The 22577-nt window shown below is 26.9% G+C and carries 18 protein-coding genes and 1 riboswitch; of the genes, 16 read left to right on the top strand and 2 right to left on the bottom strand.

The features are described from left to right. The first annotated feature begins 21 nt into the window (after positions 1 to 21). The 8 genes from K0039_RS03330 (at position 22) to K0039_RS03295 (ending at position 9334) form a co-directional block, all read left to right on the top strand. Positions 22 to 735, top strand: coding sequence for a LytR/AlgR family response regulator transcription factor (locus K0039_RS03330; protein ID WP_228103628.1), 714 nt, complete (start codon positions 22 to 24; stop codon positions 733 to 735). After that, complete coding sequence (locus K0039_RS03325; protein WP_228103627.1) at positions 729 to 2096, top strand: sensor histidine kinase; 1368 nt, start codon at positions 729 to 731, stop codon at positions 2094 to 2096. Before K0039_RS03330 ends, K0039_RS03325 begins: the two co-directional genes overlap by 7 nt. Positions 2097 to 2247: 151 nt before the next feature. Next, positions 2248 to 4806: an ABC transporter permease gene (locus K0039_RS03320; RefSeq protein WP_228103626.1), complete on the top strand. Its 2559-nt coding sequence runs from the start codon at positions 2248 to 2250 to the stop codon at positions 4804 to 4806. Between the two features lie 13 nt (positions 4807 to 4819). Beyond that, positions 4820 to 5482, top strand: a complete 663-nt coding sequence (locus K0039_RS03315) for an ABC transporter ATP-binding protein (RefSeq protein ID WP_228103625.1) — start codon at positions 4820 to 4822, stop codon at positions 5480 to 5482. Positions 5483 to 5877: 395 nt separating this feature from the next. Next, on the top strand, positions 5878 to 6519 hold the full coding sequence (locus K0039_RS03310) for a glycosyltransferase family 2 protein (protein ID WP_228103624.1): 642 nt from the start codon (positions 5878 to 5880) through the stop codon (positions 6517 to 6519). Between the two features lie 67 nt (positions 6520 to 6586). Then, a riboswitch (ZMP/ZTP riboswitch) is annotated at positions 6587 to 6683 on the top strand. A 73-nt stretch (positions 6684 to 6756) separates the two neighbouring features. Next, on the top strand, positions 6757 to 7935 hold the full coding sequence (locus tag K0039_RS03305) for a phosphoribosylaminoimidazolecarboxamide formyltransferase (protein ID WP_228103623.1): 1179 nt from the start codon (positions 6757 to 6759) through the stop codon (positions 7933 to 7935). Between the two features lie 167 nt (positions 7936 to 8102). Next, positions 8103 to 8711, top strand: coding sequence for a hypothetical protein (locus tag K0039_RS03300; protein ID WP_228103622.1), 609 nt, complete (start codon positions 8103 to 8105; stop codon positions 8709 to 8711). Positions 8712 to 8815: 104 nt separating this feature from the next. After that, positions 8816 to 9334: a DUF2179 domain-containing protein gene (locus tag K0039_RS03295; protein ID WP_228103621.1), complete on the top strand. Its 519-nt coding sequence runs from the start codon at positions 8816 to 8818 to the stop codon at positions 9332 to 9334. Positions 9335 to 9435: 101 nt separating this feature from the next. On the opposite strand, the gene K0039_RS03290 is transcribed toward K0039_RS03295, so the two are convergent. Further along, positions 9436 to 10425 carry an HD domain-containing protein gene (locus K0039_RS03290; RefSeq protein WP_228103620.1) on the bottom strand — a complete coding sequence of 330 codons (990 nt, stop codon included), beginning with the start codon at positions 10423 to 10425 and terminating at the stop codon, positions 9436 to 9438. A 177-nt stretch (positions 10426 to 10602) separates the two neighbouring features. Here K0039_RS03290 and K0039_RS03285 point away from each other — a divergent pair, with 177 nt between their 5' ends. Next, positions 10603 to 12615, top strand: a complete 2013-nt coding sequence (locus tag K0039_RS03285) for a penicillin-binding transpeptidase domain-containing protein (RefSeq protein WP_228103619.1) — start codon at positions 10603 to 10605, stop codon at positions 12613 to 12615. A gap of 36 nt (positions 12616 to 12651) precedes the next feature. Here the strand turns inward: K0039_RS03285 and K0039_RS03280 are convergent, their stop codons facing one another. Continuing rightward, the gene (locus K0039_RS03280) at positions 12652 to 13335 is read right to left on the bottom strand and encodes an MBL fold metallo-hydrolase (protein ID WP_228103618.1); all 684 of its coding nucleotides are present in this window, start codon (positions 13333 to 13335) and stop codon (positions 12652 to 12654) included. Positions 13336 to 13603: 268 nt separating this feature from the next. On the opposite strand from K0039_RS03280, the gene mgtE reads away from it, so the two are divergent. The 7 genes from mgtE (at position 13604) to K0039_RS03245 (ending at position 22558) form a co-directional block, all read left to right on the top strand. Beyond that, the gene (gene mgtE / locus K0039_RS03275; RefSeq protein WP_228103617.1) at positions 13604 to 14938 is read left to right on the top strand and encodes a magnesium transporter; all 1335 of its coding nucleotides are present in this window, start codon (positions 13604 to 13606) and stop codon (positions 14936 to 14938) included. 94 nt (positions 14939 to 15032) lie between these two features. Continuing rightward, entirely contained in the window at positions 15033 to 15716 is a 684-nt protein-coding gene (locus tag K0039_RS03270) for a response regulator transcription factor (RefSeq protein ID WP_228103616.1), read from the top strand. After that, a complete protein-coding gene (locus K0039_RS03265; protein WP_228103615.1) occupies positions 15700 to 17103 on the top strand; it encodes a HAMP domain-containing sensor histidine kinase in 1404 nt (467 codons plus the stop codon). Before K0039_RS03270 ends, K0039_RS03265 begins: the two co-directional genes overlap by 17 nt. Before the next feature lie 154 nt (positions 17104 to 17257). Continuing rightward, positions 17258 to 17953 carry a response regulator transcription factor gene (locus tag K0039_RS03260; protein ID WP_228103614.1) on the top strand — a complete coding sequence of 232 codons (696 nt, stop codon included), beginning with the start codon at positions 17258 to 17260 and terminating at the stop codon, positions 17951 to 17953. Then, a complete protein-coding gene (locus tag K0039_RS03255) occupies positions 17946 to 19184 on the top strand; it encodes a sensor histidine kinase (RefSeq protein WP_228103613.1) in 1239 nt (412 codons plus the stop codon). Before K0039_RS03260 ends, K0039_RS03255 begins: the two co-directional genes overlap by 8 nt. Positions 19185 to 19282: 98 nt before the next feature. Further along, positions 19283 to 19960: an ABC transporter ATP-binding protein gene (locus K0039_RS03250; protein ID WP_228103612.1), complete on the top strand. Its 678-nt coding sequence runs from the start codon at positions 19283 to 19285 to the stop codon at positions 19958 to 19960. Beyond that, positions 19961 to 22558 (top strand): ABC transporter permease, encoded by a 2598-nt coding sequence (locus tag K0039_RS03245; protein ID WP_228103611.1) that lies wholly within the window; start codon positions 19961 to 19963, stop codon positions 22556 to 22558. The last annotated feature ends 19 nt before the right edge of the window (positions 22559 to 22577 follow it).

The raw sequence follows: 22577 nt of genomic DNA, 5'->3' as shown, positions 1-22577 counted from the left end.
GGAGTAATTTGGAGGATGTAAATGTTAAAAATAGCAGTATGCGAAGACGAAAAAGAACAAAGAGAATTAATAAAAAACTACTTAACTCAAATCTTAGATGAAGCAGACTTATCATATGAAATACTTACATTTATCTCAGGGGAAGATCTTTTCAACAATTATCCACAAGATGCAGATATATTCTTATTAGATATTCTAATGGATAAATTAAATGGTATGGATACGGCAAGAAAAATTAGAAAAATAGATAATAGAAATGCTGAGATAATATTTACTACATCAATAGTAGATTATATTCAAGAAGGATATGAAGTAAGAGCTTATAGATATTTGTTAAAGCCATTAAAATATGAAGATCTAAAAAAGCATATTATAAGCTGCATAAATGAAATTAATAAAAATAGTAAATATATAATTATAGATGAAAAAAGTGATACTTTAAAGATGAAAGTAAGTGACATAACTTATATAGAAATACAAAAAAGAGATATGACTATACACACAAAAGATAAAAATCATCAAGTTAAAAGCGCTTTGGATAAGATAGAAAAAGAAATTAATAATAGTAATTTTTATAGGTGCCATAAAAGTTTTTTAGTAAATATGGAGTATGTAGACTGTATAAAGCAGTATGTGGCTATTATGGATAATAAAGAAGAAGTGCCTGTTAGTAGGCATAGATTTAAGGATTTTAAAAGTAAGTTTCTTCATTCAATGGGAGAAAAATTATGTTAAATATTCAATTTTATCAGTTTGAAAATATAATAGATGGTTTATTATTTATATTATCATTTTTGATTATTATGAAAAAAATAGGATATGAATACAAGCCTAAAAATATGTTATTGAAAATAATAAACTTATTATTAATGTTTTTGGTTATTAGAGTACAAATGGTGACATATGGACTTGACAAAGGTATAGTAATTTCAGTTGTTTTATTATTTATAATTTGTAAAATTTCATATTCTTTTGATTTTAAAAAGGCTTTTTTATATTCTATTTTATATACATCAATATATAGAGGCATAGAGATTAGTCTTGAGTATATTATATTGTATATTTATTTACTTATAAAAGATAAATTAAATCTTGAATTTAATATGGTATTCGATGTTTCACGATTTATGATAAGTTCATTATTGATTATCTCAATTGCATTTTCCTTTGATAAGTTAAAAAATTTATCTCTTAATAAAAAATACTATTTGTATATAGGATTTACAATTGTTGCAAATATGCTAATAATATTATTTTTGAATAAGGCATCTAATAGTATTTATGATCTTTATGATATAGTAACCGCTAATAAATTGAAATTCCATCAATCAGTTGAAATTATGCCATTTGTAAATTTTGCTGACTTCGGTTTACCTTATATAGTTGTTGCAAGTAATATAGTTTTTGTACTTGCTCTTATTAAGCTTTTAAAATCTACTGAGGAAAAAGCAAAGCTAGAGTTACTTAATAAAAAGCATGACATGGAATATAATTATTATTTAAATATAAAAGAATCACAAGAAAAAGTAAAAAGACTTTATCATGATATAAATAATCATATGACAAATATAAAACTTATTCAAAACAAAAGTTCTAATGTTGATGAATATATAAATAGTATTAATAATGAAATTAAGGATTTTGAAAATATATATAATACAGGAAATGTTATATTAGATATTATACTAAGTGAAAAAAGCAAGCTATGTAATATGAAAAACATAGACTTCTTGTGTAATATGGATTTTTCAGAATGTGATTTTTTACACATGATAGACGTATCAAGTATATTTTCAAATTTGCTAGATAATGCAATAGAAGCATGTGACAAGATTGAAAATAATGAAAATAAAAAATATATAAGTATAAGAGGTACAATTGTAAAGTCTTACTATATTATAAAGTGTGAAAATAGTAAGGTAAATAAAGTAATAATAAAAAATAATAAAATAATAAGCAGTAAAAAAGATAAATATTTTCATGGTATTGGAATTGAGAGTATTAAATCATCACTTAAAAAGTATGATGGAGAATTGGAAATTGAAAATGAAGAAAATAAATTTATAAGTACAATTTATATACCATTAAAACAATAAATTTTTCCTTATAAAAATTAGAATATGACAGTTGGAACAATAAAAATACCAGTTGTGCTATAGATATTGAGCAAAAAATCAAAGGGTGTTATCTTTTTATATGTAAAAGGTAATACCCTTTAACTATATAAATAGCAACTGGGAGGCAAAGATGAAAGTTAGCTTTAAATTAGCAGTGTCATATTTAAAAAGCCCAAAAGGCAAAAGCTTAGCTCTTATAACAAGTATTTCTTTAGCAGTAATGCTAATTTTTACATTAAACGTTATACCAGAGACTAAGAGTGAGATAAATATTAAAGAAGCTTATAAAAATTTCGGTGATTATCATGCTGAATACAAGAATTTAAGCGATAGTGTGTCAAATCAATTAGAAAAAGACAAAGAAGTAAAAGAAATCCATGATGTAATTAATTTAGGAAGTATTGTAGATAAAAATGGAGTATCCATTCAGCTAGATTCTTACAATGAAGATTTTATTAATAATTACGGATATAAATTGATAAATGGTACTTATCCAAAAAATGAAAATGAAATAGTTTTAGAGGAAAGAGCATTGAAAGAAATGCACTTAGACAATAAATTAAATGAAGAAATTGACTTTACTGTTGTAAAACATTATGTGGATAATAAAGATGAAAATCAAATTTATAGTAAGAAAAAGAAATTTAAATTAGTTGGAATAGTTCAAAAGCCTGAAGCTTACTATAAAGGTTACTATAAAGGAAATGAATATTACAATGTTAGAGGATTTACTTATTTTTCAAGTAATCAAAACATTATTCCAAAAGAACTTGTAACTCATAGCGGTATTTTAAAGTTTAATACAAAAACTCCTAGTATGTCTAAGGCTAATGAAATTATAGGAAAGTATAAACTAAATGATGGGGATTTAATTATAAATACACAGCTTAGCAATGCACTAGATGATTATGAAATGTCAAAAAACACAACATTTAGCATAAAAAATAAGCTAATACCAATGTTATCAGCAGCTTTAGTTATATTCAACATATTTAATATAATATTAATTGATATGACAAAGCAAATTGGTATATTAAGAGCTATAGGAATGAAAAATATTAAACTTATGATACTTATTCAAAGTTTAATTGTTCTTATTTTAGGTTTAGTCCTAGGATTTGCTTTGGGGTATGTAATTTCTTTAATAGGAATAAGTAGTATTTATGGAAGTCAGCAAAATATTTATATAAGCAAAGAAAGTATAATGGAACCATTAGAATTAGCATCTTTTGCAGTTTTAATTTCCTGTATTTTCTCCACATACAAAGGCTCAAAAATAAGTCCTATGGAGGCTATTAGAGATATAAGTAACAACACAAAAAAAGGAAAAGATAAGTTTTATCATAAATTAATTAGAAAAATATTTGGATTAACTGGTGAAATGGCATTTAAGAATGTGTGGAGAAATAAAAGTAGAACTATATTATCCATACTTTCCATAAGTCTAGCAGGATCACTATTTATAAGTAAGATGGCAATTTTTAATAATGATGAAGAGAACTCTGGAAGTAGTAGTCTGTCTGTTATGGCCATGGGAGATACTGATGTAATTTTAAGACATAATTTTTATAATACTGAAGAAGCTTATTGTAATTATGACAGTAACCTTATTTATAAGATATCTAAGATTGATAATATAAGAGAAGTTTATCCTAGTATGAATTTAACAGCATATTTAAAAACTAGCTTAAACAACATTAGTGACGATGTTAAACCTTTTCTGTCTTCTAAAGATAATCAAAATAATCTAGAAATTATTACTGGTGTAAAAGGATATAACAAAAGCTTTATAAGGAGTTTAGATAAATATATAGAAGAAGGTAGCAATATTTATGAGAAAAAAAAAGAAGACTATCCAAGGGCTCTAGTTTCAAATTATTTTTACTCGCCTATGCAAAGTACAAATAATGCAAAGGCTTTAAAGAAAGTTAAAGTGGGTGACGTAATTGATATAAAAGTACCTGTAAAGAGTAATGGTAAATTGGAATATAAAAATATAAAAGTTAAAGTTAGTGGCTTGTTAGATAAAGATTATGTTATAACTCAAGATGGAGGCTTAGGTTATTTAGCTCAAGTGATTATAAATGAAGATGATTTGAAAAATATAACTAATATAAAAGACTACAACAAAATATCAATAAAGTTAGAAGATGGAAAAGATGAGGAAGTAAATAAAGCTCTAGATAAATTAACAAAGGGTTCTTCTTTTAAGGAAATAGAAAGTAAATATAAATATGAAAGTAGCTTTAAAGAGCAATCAGAAGAAAATAAAAAGGAAGTGTTAGTATCTGTAATTCTTACACTTATAATATCTTCCATAAATATAATATGTATAATTAAAACTAATATTATGTTGAGAATAAAAGAATTAGCAACACTTAGGGCGATTGGTATGAGCATGAAAAATATTAAGAAAATGATAGTAAAGGAAAGTATGATATATGCCTTATTTAGCATATTAGTATCATCTGTAGTAGCTACCTTAAGTTATTCTAAATTTATTTATATGGTAAATAGTATAAGAGCTGAAGGCCTAGGTATAGAAAATAGCATGTCATATAATATACCAATAAATGAAATACTTCAATTTGGAATATCTACAATAGTAATGTGCTTATTGGCAACTTATTTATCAAGAAATAAAATAATTAAGCTAAGTATAGTAGAAGGACTGAGAATAAATGACTAAGGGAGATGATGATATGAGTATATTAGATGTAATAAATTTAAGCAAAACATATGGAAAAGGTGAGAATAAAGTACAGGCTTTAAATAATATTAATTTGTCTTTTGAAAAAGGAAAGTTTACCACAATAATAGGTCCAAGTGGAAGTGGAAAAAGTACATTACTTCACTGTATGGCCGGGTTAGATAGTATTACAAGTGGAAAAGTACTTCTTAATGATCAAGATATATCCAAGTTGTCAGAAGATAAATTATCAAAATTAAGAATAGAAAAGTTTGGATTTATTTTTCAAAGTTTTAACTTAATACCAGTAGTTAATATTTATGAAAACATAGTACTTCCTATAAATATAGATAATAAAAAAATAGATAAAAAATATATAGATAGTCTTATTAGTATTCTAGGATTAAAAGACAAGATAAATAAATTTCCAAATGAGCTAAGTGGAGGGCAACAACAAAGAGTTGCCATTGCTAGAGCTCTTGCAAATAAACCGGAAATTATATTTGCAGATGAGCCTACAGGAAATTTAGACACAAAAACTACTAATGAAGTTATGGACTTGCTAAAAAAATGTGTAAGTGAATTTGGACAAACTTTGATTATGATAACTCATAATAATGAGATAGCCCAAATGGCAGACAAGGTTATAACTATAAAAGATGGTAATGTTGCTTAGTATATAATGAAAAGCTAATTGAAAAATATAAAAATATTGCGCATTTATTTGCGTAAATAAGAGAGCTTGTTAATAAATAAGCTCTCTTATTTTAATTTTGGTTATAAACTATAAATGCTTATTATTATAAGGTAGTTTATCGCTTTATGAAGAATTTCAGAGGAAAAATATAATTAAAATAACAAGGTATGCAAAGTAAAATAAAGAATTTATTATAAGTAGACAAAAATGTAAATTTACATATGATAAGCAAAAATAATACTTTTGTATAATATGAAACTATCTATAGATAGTATTATTATATGATAGTATTAAAAATATTAATTATGGGGAGTTAATATTTTTAATATGCAACAAATGAAAAATGTACAAGGTAATCTATGGGGGGAGAGAATATGTACAAAGTTAGTGTGATAGTACCAATATATAATGCAGAAGAAAATTTAAATAGGTGTTTAGATAGTATTAGAAATCAAACATATACAAATATGGAAATAATACTAGTTGATAGTGGTAGTACGGATAATTCAAAGAAAATTGCTATAGGTTATGTTCGATTTGATAAAAGAATTAGATTGCTTAATATGGAAAGGAGCAAACTTTGTGAGGCCATAAATTATGCAACAGAATATGCAACAGGCCAATATATGTTATATGTTGATAGTAAGGATAGCTGGTTAGACAAAAATATGATAAGCCTTATGGTAGAAAAACAAGAAAAATACAAATCAGATGCAATACAAGTAGATTCATATGATGTATATTTTGATAAATTATTATACGATGATAAATATATTGAAGAAGATGGTGAAGGATTAATATTAGATAATAAATATTTAATGGAAGAATTAAATATAAATGAAAGAGTAAAAAATGTTATTTGGGGCAAATTGTATAAAACAGATTTAATTAAAAAGATGATATTAGAAAATGAAGAAAAAACTAATGAACTACAATGGATATACGAAGTAATGAATATAATTGAAAGATATATAATACTACATAAACCGGTTATTTATAATATTAAAGAAAATTAAATATAGTAATTTATAAATAGAACTAATGTTTTATATTTCAGTATAAAAATATTTCAACTATCATTATTATTAGATACACAACTGACGGAAACAGGTGTTACCTGAGTAGGATTACCTACAGGGAGTGTATTAATAAGGATTAGTCGACCGTCTGGGCAGCATTAATAAATGCGTCCAGGCGTTTTTTATGCAGTAAAACTTACCATGGATGCAAGTAAAATATAGGGAGGTATTACTATGAAGGAAATATCATTAAAATATGGATGCAATCCAAATCAAAAACCATCAAGAATATTTACAGAAGAAAACAAGGATTTACCTGTCACTGTATTAAACGGCAATCCAGGGTATATTAACTTTCTTGATGCACTTAATGGTTGGCAGTTAGTAAAGGAATTAAAAGAAGCTACAGAACTTCCTGCCGCCGCTTCTTTTAAACATGTGTCACCAGCGGGTGCAGCAGTTGGACTACCACTAGATGACACACTTTCTAAAATATACTGGATAGATGGTCTGGGAAAATTATCACCCCTTGCCAGTGCTTATGCTAGAGCCAGGGGAGCTGATAGAATGTCCTCTTATGGTGATTTTATTGCATTGTCAGATGAGTGTGATATTCACACTGCTAGGATTATCCAAAGAGAAGTTTCAGCTGGAGTTATAGCTCCAGCTTATTCTAAAGAAGCTTTAGAAATACTTAAAAGTAAAAAGAAGGGTAAGTATAATATTATACAAATAGATTCATCTTATGTTCCAAATCCTATTGAGAAAAAGCAAGTATATGGAATTACTTTTGAACAAGGTAGAAATGAACTTAGCATTAATGATGAGCTTTTATCAAATGTTGTAACTAAAAATAATCAAATTGCAAAGTCAGCGCTTATGGACATGAAAATAGCTCTTATTACACTTAAATATACACAGTCTAATTCAGTTTGCTATGTGAAAAATGGTCAAACTATAGGTGTTGGAGCCGGTCAACAATCAAGAGTTCATTGTACAAGATTGGCAGGACAGAAAGCTGATAATTGGTATCTTCGTCAATCACCACAAGTTTTTGACCTTGAGTTTATTGACACACTTAGTCGCGCGGAAAGAGATAACGCCATTGATGTATATATATGTGATGAGTATGAGGATGTTCTTGCTGAAGGAAAATGGCAAAATATATTTAAAACAAAGCCAAAAGTATTTACTAGAGAAGAAAAAAGAACATGGATTGAAAAAAATGAAAATGTAACTTTAGGTTCATATGCATTTTTCCCTTTCTCAGATAATATTGAAAGAGCATACAAAAGTGGAGTTAAATATATAGCACAACCAGGAGGATCATTAAGAGATGATCTTGTTATAGAATGTTGTGATAAATATAATATGATTATGGCATTTACAGGAATCAGGTTATTCCATCATTAAAATATAAATAAAAAGCCTTAGAAGTTGGTAATTTAACAACCTCTAAGGCTTTTTTAATTATACTGTATAAATATGTAGGAATTTTAATATACACTTTTAGTTTTAATATAATATTAAAGGTGCTAATATGTACTTGAGGGGATGATATTTGAAAGGAAATACTAACTATGAAAAAAGAATTAACATATTTTAATATAGATGATCATTATGGTGGAAATCAAAATTGGTTTATAGATCCCATGATGAAATTAGGAGGTTGTGCAGCCGTTACAGCCTGCGATTTATGTGTTTATTTAAACATACTTAAAAATAGTGAGCACTTATATCCATTTGATGTAAGTTACTTAAAAAAAGCAGATTATATAAAATTCTCACATATTATGAAACCATATCTTCGTCCAAGAATGACAGGAATTAATACTTTACAATTATATATAGATGGGTTTGGAAAATATCTAGAAGATGTTAATGACAAAGAAATAAAGATGACAGCGTTTTCTGGAGATAACTCATTATTTGACGGAGAAAAAGTAATTATAAATCAAATAAATAAAGACATACCAATACCCTTTCTTTTATTAAAGCATAAAAATGCACAGTTAAAAGAACTTGTGTGGCATTGGTTTTTAATTGTTGGATATGAAAAAACTGACAATGAATTATCAATAAAAATAGCTACTTATGGTGGCTATAACTGGATTTCATTTAAAGAATTATGGAATACAGGATATGAAGAGAAGGGGGGAATGATAATTATAGAAATGTATTCTAACTGAAATTTTGTGAAAATAAAGAAAAATTAAAAAATAATGATATGGTTGAGACATTTTATATAATTTTAAATTATATTAATAACTAGATGGGAATTTATGGAGGCCTTATGATTACTAAAGTTATACTAATATTTGTTTTACAGCTAATATATGTACCTGTTTTATCTCTTAGAACGGTGCTTGTTGTAAAAGGTGAAGACAAAAAAGCTCCTTTCGCAGCATTTGTAGAAGGAATAATTTATATTGTAAGTTTAGGAATTGTATTTTCTGATTTAACTAACATATATAATATTGTGGCTTATGTTTTCGGTTATGCTATAGGGGTATACTTAGGAGGAAAATTAGAAAAGAAACTTGCTATAGGATATAGAGTAGTGCAAATTAATTTAACGAAGGAAAATGATGATTTAATAAATATATTAAGAGGTCATAAATTTGGAGTAACAAAACTTGAAGGAAAAGGTAGAAATAATGAAACAAGATATAGATTAGAAGTTATGACTCATAGAATAAGAGAGAAAGAAGTTATTAAAATAACTGAACAATTAGAGCCAGAAGCCTTTATAATATCCTTTGAATTGGCGCATTTTAAAGGTGGATATTTAAATAAACATTCTACGCAATAATTTTTAATTATAATTATGTATTATAAAATAGTATATTTAAAATTAAAACTTCTTTGTTTTTATTAAAAGGTGGTAACAAAAATGTTACCACCTTAAAAATTTTATTTTCCACTTAACCAAATATTAAAATCAACATTTAAGAAATTATCTATTTCTTTTGATAAATTTTCAGACAAAATTGAAACTCTTCCTTTAGAAACTACTTGAGGGTTTATATATCTTTTTTTTGCAGGAATGTTAACCCAATATCCACATTCAGGTTTTTCTTTGCTAGTAAATATTTGAGAAAGATTTGTAAAATCATTCCACTTAGATTTTAATTCTTTATCTTTTTTTAATTTAGCAATAACCTCGTCTTCTACAGTATATAAATCCTTCATGCTTATAACTCTTTTTTTTATTGCCAATTTTAATAAATCAGCTAAGTATTGCATAGAGAATCTATCTGTATTACAAGTATATACTTTAGAGTTTTCAATAGATACAGATGTGAACTCTATAGCTTTATCTAAAGTACTAAATGAAATTTCACTCTGTCCAAATTCATTTATACTTACTACTAAATCATCATACATATCTCTTATTTCTTCCATAGATTTAAAACCATAGTAAAAAGCATTACCTAAGGTGTATTCCAATCTGTCTGCAGAAAGAAGAGGAGAATTATTGTCTGCAATGGGATACATGTGATAGTCATACACATCTTTAGTGCTTAAATTATATTTCTTTAATATTTCTTGAATTTCTATGGAGTTTTCTATAATTTCTTCCGTTTTTTCTTCTGTAGATTCTTGTGTTTCATGATCTCCATTTAAAAAGTCAATTACATGAGCAAATACAGGAGAGCTAATATCGTGCAAAAGACCTGCTATAGATTGTTTTATATCCTTTGTAAAATGCCAAATTATAAGCGAAACTCCTATACTATGATTATATCTAGTATAATTCTTACCCTTTGAAAATATGGGAAAACTAGTATATTCACATCCACAGTTCATACCCACATTGCTAAGTCTTTTAAATTCAGTCGTATTTATTAATTCCTTTATGAAAACAGGAAAATCCTTGCTATATATATCAATTAAATTCAAATCAATACCTCCTTTAAATTTCTAGTAAAAACTTATTATATAACAGAGTATATATAGTTGCAATTTAAAAAATATAAATAAGTTAAAACCTTTTGTAAAATATAAAGGTCTAATAAACAAAGAGTAAAATAAAAATAGGGAGTCAATTAAATAATTTATGAGGGGAGAATATTTATAATGATTAGAAAAAAGAAATTAAGTAAACTAATATTTATTATCATGATAATAACAACGGTATTTGTATTAAGTGGTTGTAGTAATAAGGATGAAATAAAAAATACTGTGAAAAACTACAACAAGTTGTTAAATGAAGAAAATTACGGTGAAGTATATGAAACTTTAACAACAGATTCTAAAAACTACATAAAAGAAGAGTTTGGTGGAAAAGAAGAATTTGTAAAAAAATATTCAGCAATTTATTCTGCTATGAATGTAAGTAACATAAAAATAGATGTTGGAGAGATTAAAAATAAATCAGAAATACCAATTACTGTTTCTATGAATACTATTGGAGGAAAACTAAAATGTGATGATGCAACAATTAAGCTAAAAAAAGAAGATAACAAATATAAGATATGTTGGGATGAAAGCTTAATTCTACCTGAGATGATTAAAGGAGATAAGATAAAAGCTGAGATAACTAAGGGGAATAGAGGCAAAATACTAGAGAGAGATGGAAACTTGCTAGCATGCAATGGAGAGGCAAATTATGTTAACATAGACAGTGAAGTATTTAAAAAAGAGAGTATAAAAGATTTAGCTAAAGCGCTTGATATAAGTGAAGAATATATAGAAAAAAAATTTGAAAGTAACACTAATCCAGAATATGCCGTGAACATTGTAAAGCTTTCAAAATATGAAAATGATAAGTTAGATAAAGTTTCAAAAATAGAAGGAATAACTATACAACAGGTAACATCTAGGGTTTATGCAAAAGGTGAGGCCTTTGGAAGTCTTATAGGTTATATAGGTGATATAACAGCAGAAGAGATGGAGAAAAAATCCGATAAAAACTATATAAGTAGTAGTCAAATAGGCAAAAATGGATTGGAGCAAGTTTATGAAGATAAATTAAGAGCTACAGATGGAGCTCATATATATATTGAAAGAGGAGACAGTAATGTAACCGTAGCTAAGACAAAACCCAGTGATGGAGATGATATAAAGCTAGCAATAGATTCTAAGCTACAAAAAGAAATATATGCTCAAATTGATAAAGAAAAAGGAGCATCCATAGCTATGGATTCAAGTAATGGAGAAGTATTGGCTATGGTAAGTTCGCCTTCTTATGACTCTAACACAATGGTAACTTATAAAACTAAAGAAATAGCAAAAGAGTGGGAAGAAAATAAAAATGCATGTTTTGATAATAGAGCAAACAATTTATACTCACCAGGCTCTACTATGAAACTTATAACAGCATCTATAGGATTGGAAAATAAAATAATAAATCCTAATGAAAAAATGAAAATAGAAGGACTAAATTGGCAAAAATCATCTTCTTGGGGAAATTATAAAGTTACTAGAGTAAAAAATATAAGCTCTGTAAATTTATATGATGCTGTTGTAAACTCTGACAATATTTATTTTGCAGATAAGTCTATTAAAGTAGGTAGTAAGAACTTTATAGAAGGAGCCAAGAAGTTTGGTTTAGGATCAGATATAAACTTTGAATACCCTATGACAAAATCTCAAATTTCAAACAGTGGTAAAATAGAAAATGAAATTTTACTAGGCGATACAGGTTACGGACAAGGAGAAGCTCTGACAACCCCTCTGCAAGTAACTATGGCATACTCAGCCTTAGCAAATGAAGGTGAAATTATGACTCCAAGGCTTGTAATAAGCGAAAATAAGGAAGAAAAAGTATATAATAAAGCAATAAGAAAAGAAGATTTAAAAGAATTACAAAAGGATTTTACTGGTGTTATAGATGACCCTAATGGAAGTGGATATTTATGTAAAATAGATGGAATTAAATTGGCAGGTAAAACGGGAACAGCAGAAATAAAATCCACTAAAGAAGACAAAAGTGGAGATGAAAATAGTTGGTTTGTTGCAGTTGACTTGGATGACTCTAAGTTAGCCATATCCATGGTTATGGAAAATATGAAAGACAAATCCACATCAAAATATTTAGTACCTAAAGTTAAAAATATAATGAAAAGCTATCTTTTGGAAGATAAATAATAAGAAAGGTCAACTTTTATAAGTTGACCTTTTATTTTAAAGTTGAAATTCCTCATTATTATGATTTATTTCTAAGATTTTATCTTTATAATTTAAAGCATGGTTAGAAGCTTTAAATGTTTTAACCAAAGAGTGGTTGCTCCAAAAATGCATAGGAAATGCTATTTTAGTATTAGTATTTCTCATAAAATAATCAAAACCTAAATAATATTGATTCCCTTGTCGAGAATCTAAAGGTAAGAAGGCTACATCTATGTTTATTCCTTTTATTTTGTCTATAGAATTCTTAAATAAATTTTCAGCATAAGTATTTTCTTCAGGAGAGTTTTCTCCTTCCCAGTGCCACCAGTTTAAATCCCCGGCATGATAAATCGTTTTGTTTTCGATTTTTACAATAAAGGCAACACCTAAGTCGCTAGATTGTAGAGTTTCTATTTCTAAATTATCAATTACTAGTTTTTCATTTGCATCTATAAGTCTTATATTTTTAGATTCTGTAGCATTTATATCATTTGATAATATATAAGTTACGTCAGGATGTATTCTTTTTAGTTTAAAAATGTTTTTATTAAAATGGTCGTGATGAGAGTGACTAGAAAATACATACAGTTTTTTATCATTATTAAATTCTGGAAGATTTCCTTGGAAATAGTCGAAAAGTAATATGCAATTCTTAAGTTCTACAACAAAGCTACTATGATGAATATATGTTATTTTCATATTAAAATCCTTTCTTATTAATTATTTTATATATTATGTAAATTATAATTTTATTATATATGAAGCACAATATATAATTTTAAAATTTATAAAACTACATAAGTTCTACATATTTGTTTAATATAATAAAAACAAATGAAAGTAAAGGATGTGATTTATATGGACGGTGATCCTAGTTTGAAAAAAGCAAAAGCAAAAAGAAGAAGGGTTCATATTTATTACAATCTCTTTATAGATAATATGAACTCTTTATTATGGAGGGATTATTATGGTAGAAGTAGTAAGCAATTTAATTAAAAAAAGAAAAATTTTAGAGTTGAGCGAATACTTTGCTGACCTAAATTCAGTAGACATAGCAAAAGATATGGTGGATTTAAGAGAAGAGGAAATAGTATTAGCTTTTAGAATACTGCCAAAGGATATAGCAGTTGAAGTATTTTCATATTTAGAATCGGATATGCAAGAATATATAATACAGTCTATAACAGATAGTGAATTAAAAGATATAGTAGACAAATTATTTTTAGATGATACAGTGGATATTATAGAAGAACTACCATCTCATATGGTAAAAAAAGTATTAAAAAATACTTCAAAAGAAAAAAGAGAACTTATTAATCAATTTTTAAAATATGATGAAAATACAGCAGGGTCAATGATGACTATAGAATTTTTAGACTTAAAAGAAAGTATGACAGTAAAAGATGCTATAAAATTCATTAGACGTGATACTTTAGACAAAGAAGATGTGGATACTTGCTTTATAATTGATAACAATAGAAAATTAAAAGGAACACTACATTTAAAAGAACTAATACTAAATGATGAAAAGACTTCTATAGAAGATATAATGGACAGAAATGTTATAAGTACAAGTACAATGGAAGATCAAGAGATTGTAGCCTCAGAGTTTAAGAAATACGACTTAACATGTATGCCAGTAGTAGACAAAGAAGATAGATTAGTTGGTATTATAACGGTAGATGATGTTATGGATATAGTAGATAAAGAAAATACAGAGGATTTTCAAAAGATGGCAGCTATAAAACCAAATGAAGAGTCTTATTTAAAAACTCCAGTAATAGACTTGGCAAAAAATAGAGTTGTATGGTTATTAGTGTTAATGATATCTGCCACATTTACTGGTTCCATAATAAAGAAATTTGATGATGTATTGCAATCAGTAGTAATACTTGCTGCATTTATTCCTATGTTGATGGATACAGGTGGTAATGCAGGTTCACAATCTTCAACTTTAGTAATAAGGGGATTAGCCCTTGGAGATATTGAGTTGAAAGATTATTTAAAAGTAATGTTTAAAGAGTTTAGGGTAAGTTTAATAGTTGCAACTATTTTAGCAAGTGTGAACTTTCTTAGAATATATTTCTTAGAAAAAACGGATTTATTTATATCTTTAACCGTATGTTTAAGTTTATTTTTTACAGTTATAATTGCTAAAGTAGTAGGGGGGTTATTACCTATAATAGCTAAAAAACTAAAATTAGACCCAGCGATAATGGCTAGCCCATTAATTACTACAATTGTAGATACATTTGCACTTATGGTATACTTTACCTTAGCAAAATTATTACTTAGAATATAAAAATACAATAAAAGACCTGTTATAACAGGTCTTTTATAATATAAAGAAGTATTAAAGAAATACTATAATATATAACTTTTATAGGAGAAATTATATGATAAAAATATTAGTAGTTGATGATGAACAAAAAATTTGTGAGTTTGTAAAAGCATATTTAGATAGAGAAGGATATGAAGTTACAGTTGTCTATAATGGAAAAAGTGCAATTGAGAGCTTTGAAGATGCAGATTATGATTTAATTATTTTAGACAGAATGTTGCCAGATATAAGCGGAGAAAAAGTATGTAAGCAGATTAGGCAAAAATCTGAAATACCTATAATAATGCTTACAGCTAAAATAGAGGACGAAGATAGAATAGAAGGCTTTACCTTAGGTTGTGATGACTATTTATGTAAACCATTTAATGTCAGAGAACTGGTGCTTAGAGTAAAAGCTATTTTAAAAAGAAATAACAAATTAAGTGATAATAATATTATAAAATTTGGAAATGAAGTAGAAATAGATACTTTATCTTATGATGTAAGAATAAGAAATAAACTAGTTTCATTGACTAATACAGAATATAAAATATTATTAATGTTAATTTCAAATCCACACAAAGTATTTACAAGAATTGAGATATTAGAGCAATTGGAAGAAGGATATTATGAAAAAGATGATCGTGCTGTTGATAACCACATAAAAAATCTAAGACAAAAAATAGAAGAAAATCCTAAAGATTGCAAAATAATACAAACGGTTTATGGGATAGGCTATAAATTTGGACTTAAAAAATAAAAGTATATCCCTTAGGAATACAATAATAATATCTTTCTTAACAATAATAGCATTAACTATATTATCAATAACAATATTTGTAACAAAGGCTTTTGAATCAGAATTTGGTAAATATGTAGATGATAGCAATAAGTCAGAGGTAAATCACTTAATAAATTTTGATTTAAACAATATATATAAAGATAAAACATGGGATACACATTTAATAAAAAAATTGGCTGAAGATTCCATAGAAAAAGGTATAGTGTTGGGAGTCTATGATAAAAACAATAAGTTAATATATGGAATTTTAGAAGATGAAAAAAATGAATCTAATGAAATATTAAATAATATAAAAAAAAATATGGAAAGCATAGAAGAAAACTGGATTCCTAAATTGGAGGAATACAGAGTTGCCATACATAGTGAAAAGAACAATAAAGTAGGATACGCACAAATTTCATATTATGAGTCATTGTATTATATGGAAAATGATATTATGTTTTTAAATATAATAAATGGTTTTATGAAAGTAATAAGTCTTATATCCATAGGAAGTGCACTAATAATTGCCTTAATTATATCAAACTCAATTTCAAGTTCTATAGAAAATGTATCTTCTAAAGCTAAAAATATGAGCGATGGAAAATATAATGACAAGCTAGAATATAATAGCAAGATAAAAGAAGTAAAAGAATTGGTTCAATCAATTAATAAATTATCTTACAAATTAAATGAACAAGAGTTACTTAGAAAAAGAATAACGACAGATGTGGCTCATGAGCTGAGAACACCTTTAACAAGTATTCAAGGTCACTTAGATTGCATGATAGATGGAATATGGGAGGCTACACCAGATAGGCTTAATAGTATAAGAGAAGAAGCACTAAGACTCAGCAACTTAATAGGACAGCTTAGAATATTGTCAAAATACGATAGCGAAAATGATGTGTTGAATAAAAGTAAGGTTAATTTAAAAGAATTTATACAACACTTTATTTACAATTATGAAGGAGATGCATTGTCAAAAAATATTAAGATAACTTATGATTTGAAAGAAATATATATAAATATTGATAAGGAACAATTTTCGCAAGTATTGGCAAACTTACTATCCAATGCTATTAAATATACAAATGTTCATGGGAAAATACATATAAAAGCATATGAAGATGATGATAATATTGTCATATCTATTAAAGATAATGGAATTGGAATTCCTCAAAATGATATTAACTTTATTTTTGAGCGATTTTACAGAGTGGATAAATCAAGAGATAAAGAAACTGGAGGCATAGGAATAGGTTTATCAATAGTAAAAAGCATAGTCGATGCTCATAATGGACATATATATGTAAAAAGTAAAATAAATAAAGGTACAGAGTTAATAATAATATTGCCTAAATAATAAAATCAAGAAAAAGAGTACTTATGAATTTGAGTAAAAATAAATTCATAAGTACTCTTTTGTATTATGACTAGAATGTCACATCAAGCGGTCTTATTATATTTTTTAACTTATTGTATAATAATTATAAATGATGAAAAATTTGGAGGTTATTATGATAAAGATTCTTATGGTAGAGGACGACTCTACAATAGCTTTTGGAGTAAAATATGCTCTAGAACAAGAGGGTTTTGAAATAGATATATGCAAAGATTTAGAAAGTGCAAGACTTAATATAAACGAAAAATCTTATGACATAATTCTTTTAGATGTAATGTTGCCAGATGGTAATGGTTATGATTTTTGTAAAGAAATAAGAGAGATGAAAGATATACCTATAATTTTTTTAACAGCATGTGATGACGAGGTGAATATAGTCATGGGACTTGATATTGGCGGAGATGATTATATGACAAAGCCTTTTAGAGTAAGAGAGCTTATATCTAGAATAAAGGCAGTAGTTAGGAGAAATAAAGGCGAAGATAAGGGAAAGAAAATTTTAAAATATGGAGATTTAAGTATTCATACTTTAGAGGCTAGGGTTTATAAAGGTAGCGAAGAGGTATTTTTAACTTCTGCTGAGTACAAGTTATTATTAATTTTAATTCAAAATGAAAATATAATTTTAAGTAGAAATCAAATCTTAGAGAAATTATGGGACGTAACTTATGATTTTATTAATGATAATACCTTAACTGTGTATATAAAACGCCTTAGGGAAAAAATTGAGGATGATTCAAGTAATCCAAAGTTAATAATTACAGTTAGGGGTATGGGATACAAGTGGAGTGGAAGTGAAGCAAATGACTAGATATAATGTTGAGATAAAAAGTTTTCTAAGGAGATTTAGTGTTTTATTTCTAATTGCTATTGTTATGTGTGGTGGAGTAACATTACTTAATTTAAGTATTATAAAAGAAAAAGTAGTTGAAAATAATCAAGCAATTATAGGAAATATTCTATCAGAAAGACCTGAACTGGAAGAAGACATTATAGATATAGTTACACAGGGAAATTCAAAAGAGAATGTAGATTTGGGAAAAGAAATACTAAGTAAATATAATTATAATAGCTATATAAGTTTGAAAAATGAGCCTATTATAAATGAAAGTATAAAATACATTTTCAATATTAACTGGGTGTTTATATGCATTATTTTAATATTATTTATTATCCTTGCTTTAAGTTATTTTAGAAAAATTTATGCGGATATAAAAGACATGACAGACTATGTTTATAATAGTTCTGAAGGACGAAAATTTGAAATGAAAAATAGAAATCAAGAGGGTCAAATAGGTCTTTTAAAAACTGAGTTAATTAAAATGACTAATATATTAAAAGAAAAAGTAGAGCTTTTAAATAATGAAAAGCTATTTTTAAATAACACTATTTCAGATATATCTCATCAGTTAAAAACACCTATGACCTCTTTAGTAATATTGAATGATTTAATGTATGAGGACTTACCAAAAGAAACAAAAATAGAATTTCTAGATAAGATAAAATCTCAACTAAATCGTATGGAATGGCTAGTAAAAAGTATGTTGAAGCTTTCTAAAGTGGAAGCCAAGGTAATAGACTTTGAGAATAAAGAAGTTAAAATTAATGAATTAATTAAAAGGGCAGTTGCACCAAGTTTAATTACTATGGAAATTAAAAATATAGAACTATGCATAAATGGATATGAAAATACAAGTTATACTGGTGATATAAATTGGTCCAGTGAAGCTTTTGTAAATATAATAAAAAACTGTATAGAACACACTCCGCAGGGCGGAAAAATAAGTATTAGTTATGATCAAAATCCTCTATACTGTGAAGTTGTAATAAAAGATAGCGGAGAAGGAATAGACAAGAAAGACTTGCCTCATATTTTCAAAAGATTTTATAAAGGTAAAACTTCAAAGGAAGACAGTGTGGGTATAGGCCTTGCCATGTCTAAGTCTATTATAGAAAGTCAAAATGGAGATATTTACGTAAACAGTGAAAAAAACGAAGGAACTGAGTTCCATATAATTTTTCATAAAACTTATGGTGACTAATTTGTAATTTTACATTCACCGAGATGTAAGTATAAAAACCTACAATGAAAATATAAATTAAAACTTACAAAAGTTAGTGAGAAATTATGGAGGGTAATATGGAGATTTTAAGAATTGAAAATTTGTGCAAGACCTATGGTAAAAATGAAGCTAAAGTAGATGCTTTAAAAAACATAAACTTATCAATAAATAAAGGGGAGTTTGTTGCCATAGTTGGTCCTAGTGGAAGTGGTAAAAGTACTTTATTACATCTAATAGGAGGCGTGGACAAGCCAAGTGAAGGTAACGTTTATATAAATGATGTTGATATATATAACTTAAAAGAAAAAGGTTTATCCATATTTAGAAGAAGAAATGTGGGGCTAATATATCAGTTTTATAACTTAATACCAGTACTTTCTGTTAAGGAAAATATACTTCTTCCTGCAGAACTAGATAATAGAAAGATAGATCAAGAGTACTTAGATGATTTATTAAAAACTTTAGGACTTAAAGAAAGAGAAAATCATCTTCCAAACGAGCTAAGTGGTGGTCAACAACAAAGGACTTCCATAGGTAGGGCTTTAGTAAATAGACCTGCCATAGTTTTAGCTGATGAACCTACAGGAAATCTAGATAGTAAAAATTCAAAAGAAGTTATAGAGTTACTAAAGTTATCAGTGAAAAAATATAAGCAAACTCTTATAATGATAACTCATGATCCAAACATAGCACTTCAAGCAGATAGAGTTATAACAATAGAAGATGGAACAATAAAAAGTGACGAGGTGATATAAATGAATTTATACACGTCTCTTACACTTAGATATTTAAAAGAAAATAAAAAAAGAACTATAGTTACAATTATAGGAATTATATTATCTACTGCATTGATTTGTGGTATAGGAACTATTTATAACAGTTTGATGGATTATCAAGTTAGAAAAACTGTAGAAAGAGAAGGAGATTTCCATGCCACATTTTATAATGTAAAAAAGAAAGATTTAAGTAAAATAATGAAAAGTGCAGGAATATCTAAATATGCTTATAGCAAAAACTTAGATTTTGGAAAATATAATGATGAAAATGATTTATTAGAGTTAAAGTCTTACGACAAAGAAGCCTTTGATGGATATCAAATATCTTTAAAAGAAGGTAAGATGCCAGCGAACAACAAAGAAATAGTAATTAGTGAAGATTCACGAATACTAAAAGAAAAGAAAATAGGCGACACCATTACTCTTAGTGTAGGAAAAAGAGTGACTAAAGATGGTGAGGATTTAACAGGTTATTGGGTAAGTGATGATGAAAAACTTATAGATACCAAGAAGGAAGAATACAAAATAGTAGGTATCATAAATAAACCTGGTTTTGAATTTGGAAAACAAGTTACAACAGCCATAACTTATTTAGATATAAATAGTATTAATAACAATCAAGATGTAAATGTAGCTATTAGTGCTAATAATCCAAAAGAAGTTTATGACATAGCAGGAGTTATTGCTAATAACTTAGGTTTAAAAGCAAAAAATGTAGATGGAGAAGAAGAATCTTCTTATTATAATAATGACAATGGAGTATATTATGAAAACTTACAGTTCAATGAACATTTATTAAGATTATTAGGTTCTAGTACTTATGACAATATTAATGGAGGTATTGATAAAATTATAATCCTTGTTACTTCTTTAGTAATTATTTGTACTATAGCAACAGTATACAATGCTTTTTCCATATCTATTAGTGAACGTAAAAAACAATTTGGAATTTTAAATTCCGTAGGAGCAACAAAAAGTCAAACTACAAAACTTGTGCTAATGGAAGCTTTTTTAGTAAGTATTATAGGTATACCAATAGGGTTACTTGCAGGAACAGTTGCCATAGATCTGGTATTTAAACTAATAGGCAAATTTTATGAAAGTTCTATGATAGGAGAACTGGGACTAAGGGTGGTATATAGCCCAGTAGTTATTATATTGAGTGCAATAATTGTAATAATAACTATATTAATTTCAGCTATACTTCCAGCAAGACAAGCAGCGAAAATATCGCCACTAGAAGCTATAAAAAATAGCTCTAATTTAAAAATTGGAAAAGTAAAAGATTCAAAAATAGTAAGATCTTTATTTAAAGCAGAAGGTGTGCTTGCTTATAAAAATTTAAGAAGAAATAAAAAGAAATTTAGAATAACTTTATTTTCTCTTATTATAAGTGTGGTTATATTTATATCTTTTAGTGGATTTATGACTTTATTTATTAATGCTAATAAAATACAGTTCGGAGCGGTAAATTATGATTTATATTTATCTTCAAATAGCACTATGGATAAGGATTCATTAGAAGAATTAAAAGATATAGATGGTGTGGAAAGAATTGCTGCAGCTAATGATTATGGAATGGGAATTTATGTACCAGAAAATAAAATGGTTAAAGACAATAAAGATGTAATAGATGAAAATTTTTCAACAGAAAAAGTAGACGATAAAACTGTATATAATATACAAAATTGTATAACAAAAATGCCTGGAGATTTTGAAATAAGTAAAATAAATCTTAAAGAAGGTAGTTTTGATAAGAAAGAGGCAATAAAAGAAAAAGGAGTAATACTTGTAAGAAAAAGTTATTACGAAGAACCTGGTAAAAAATATGAATTAAATTTAACAGATTATAAAGTAGGAGATACAGCTACAGGTTATACTTTGGAATATGACGGAGATAAGGAAATAAGAAAAGAAATTAAATTTAAAATAATGGCCACAACTGATGATATACCAACAGGCAGCTCATCGTACAATTACATGGGATTAGATCTTATAACATATGATGAAGTAGGAAAAAAACTTGGATTTGACGTAAGTACTAATAATATTCATATTTCTACAAATAAAGAAGAAAGTACAAGAAATGCAGTAAAAGATGTAGCAGAAAAATATGGATATGATGTAACTGACAAAATGGAAGAAGTAAAAGAGATGGAAGACACACTTATAGTAATGCAAATATTTGTATATGGGTTTGTTACAGTAATTTCTTTAGTAAGTATAACTAATATAGTAAATACAATTAGCACAAATATAAACTTAAGAAAAAGAGAATTGGCTATAATTAAATCCATAGGAGTTACGCCTGGAGGATTTAATAAGATGATATACCTAGAAAGCTTACTATATGGAGCCTTATCACTTGTTTATGGTATCCCTTTAGGAATTGGTCTTGTAGCTCTTATGAATGTAATTCTAGGCGATGTTATTCAGTTTGGATTAGTGCTTCCGTGGAGTGCAATTATTATAGCCATAATAGGTATATTTGTAATCACATTTATTTCATCATACTTCCCAATGAAGAAAATAAATAAAGAAAATATAATTGAAAATATTAGGCAAGAAAGCATATAGTTTATTTACCTGTAAGTAA

The organism is Terrisporobacter mayombei (assembly GCF_020748465.1).
GTDB lineage: Bacteria > Bacillota > Clostridia > Peptostreptococcales > Peptostreptococcaceae > Terrisporobacter > Terrisporobacter mayombei.
This window is presented reverse-complemented; position numbering and strand designations above follow the sequence as displayed.

Bases quoted from the DNA above. Each gene is read 5' to 3' on its own strand.
- K0039_RS03270 (WP_228103616.1), top strand. From the start codon at position 15,033: ATGATAAAAATATTAGTAGTTGATGATGAACAAAAAATTTGTGAGTTT.
- K0039_RS03245 (WP_228103611.1), top strand. From the start codon at position 19,961: ATGAATTTATACACGTCTCTTACACTTAGATATTTAAAAGAAAATAAA.
- K0039_RS03330 (WP_228103628.1), top strand. From the start codon at position 22: ATGTTAAAAATAGCAGTATGCGAAGACGAAAAAGAACAAAGAGAATTA.
- K0039_RS03260 (WP_228103614.1), top strand. From the start codon at position 17,258: ATGATAAAGATTCTTATGGTAGAGGACGACTCTACAATAGCTTTTGGA.
- K0039_RS03250 (WP_228103612.1), top strand. From the start codon at position 19,283: ATGGAGATTTTAAGAATTGAAAATTTGTGCAAGACCTATGGTAAAAAT.
- K0039_RS03295 (WP_228103621.1), top strand. From the start codon at position 8,816: ATGATTACTAAAGTTATACTAATATTTGTTTTACAGCTAATATATGTA.
- mgtE (WP_228103617.1), top strand. From the start codon at position 13,604: ATGGTAGAAGTAGTAAGCAATTTAATTAAAAAAAGAAAAATTTTAGAG.
- K0039_RS03300 (WP_228103622.1), top strand. From the start codon at position 8,103: ATGAAAAAAGAATTAACATATTTTAATATAGATGATCATTATGGTGGA.
- K0039_RS03280 (WP_228103618.1), bottom strand. From the start codon at position 13,335: ATGAAAATAACATATATTCATCATAGTAGCTTTGTTGTAGAACTTAAG.
- K0039_RS03320 (WP_228103626.1), top strand. From the start codon at position 2,248: ATGAAAGTTAGCTTTAAATTAGCAGTGTCATATTTAAAAAGCCCAAAA.
- K0039_RS03315 (WP_228103625.1), top strand. From the start codon at position 4,820: ATGAGTATATTAGATGTAATAAATTTAAGCAAAACATATGGAAAAGGT.
- K0039_RS03255 (WP_228103613.1), top strand. From the start codon at position 17,946: ATGACTAGATATAATGTTGAGATAAAAAGTTTTCTAAGGAGATTTAGT.
- K0039_RS03310 (WP_228103624.1), top strand. From the start codon at position 5,878: ATGTACAAAGTTAGTGTGATAGTACCAATATATAATGCAGAAGAAAAT.
- K0039_RS03305 (WP_228103623.1), top strand. From the start codon at position 6,757: ATGAAGGAAATATCATTAAAATATGGATGCAATCCAAATCAAAAACCA.
- K0039_RS03285 (WP_228103619.1), top strand. From the start codon at position 10,603: ATGATTAGAAAAAAGAAATTAAGTAAACTAATATTTATTATCATGATA.
- K0039_RS03325 (WP_228103627.1), top strand. From the start codon at position 729: ATGTTAAATATTCAATTTTATCAGTTTGAAAATATAATAGATGGTTTA.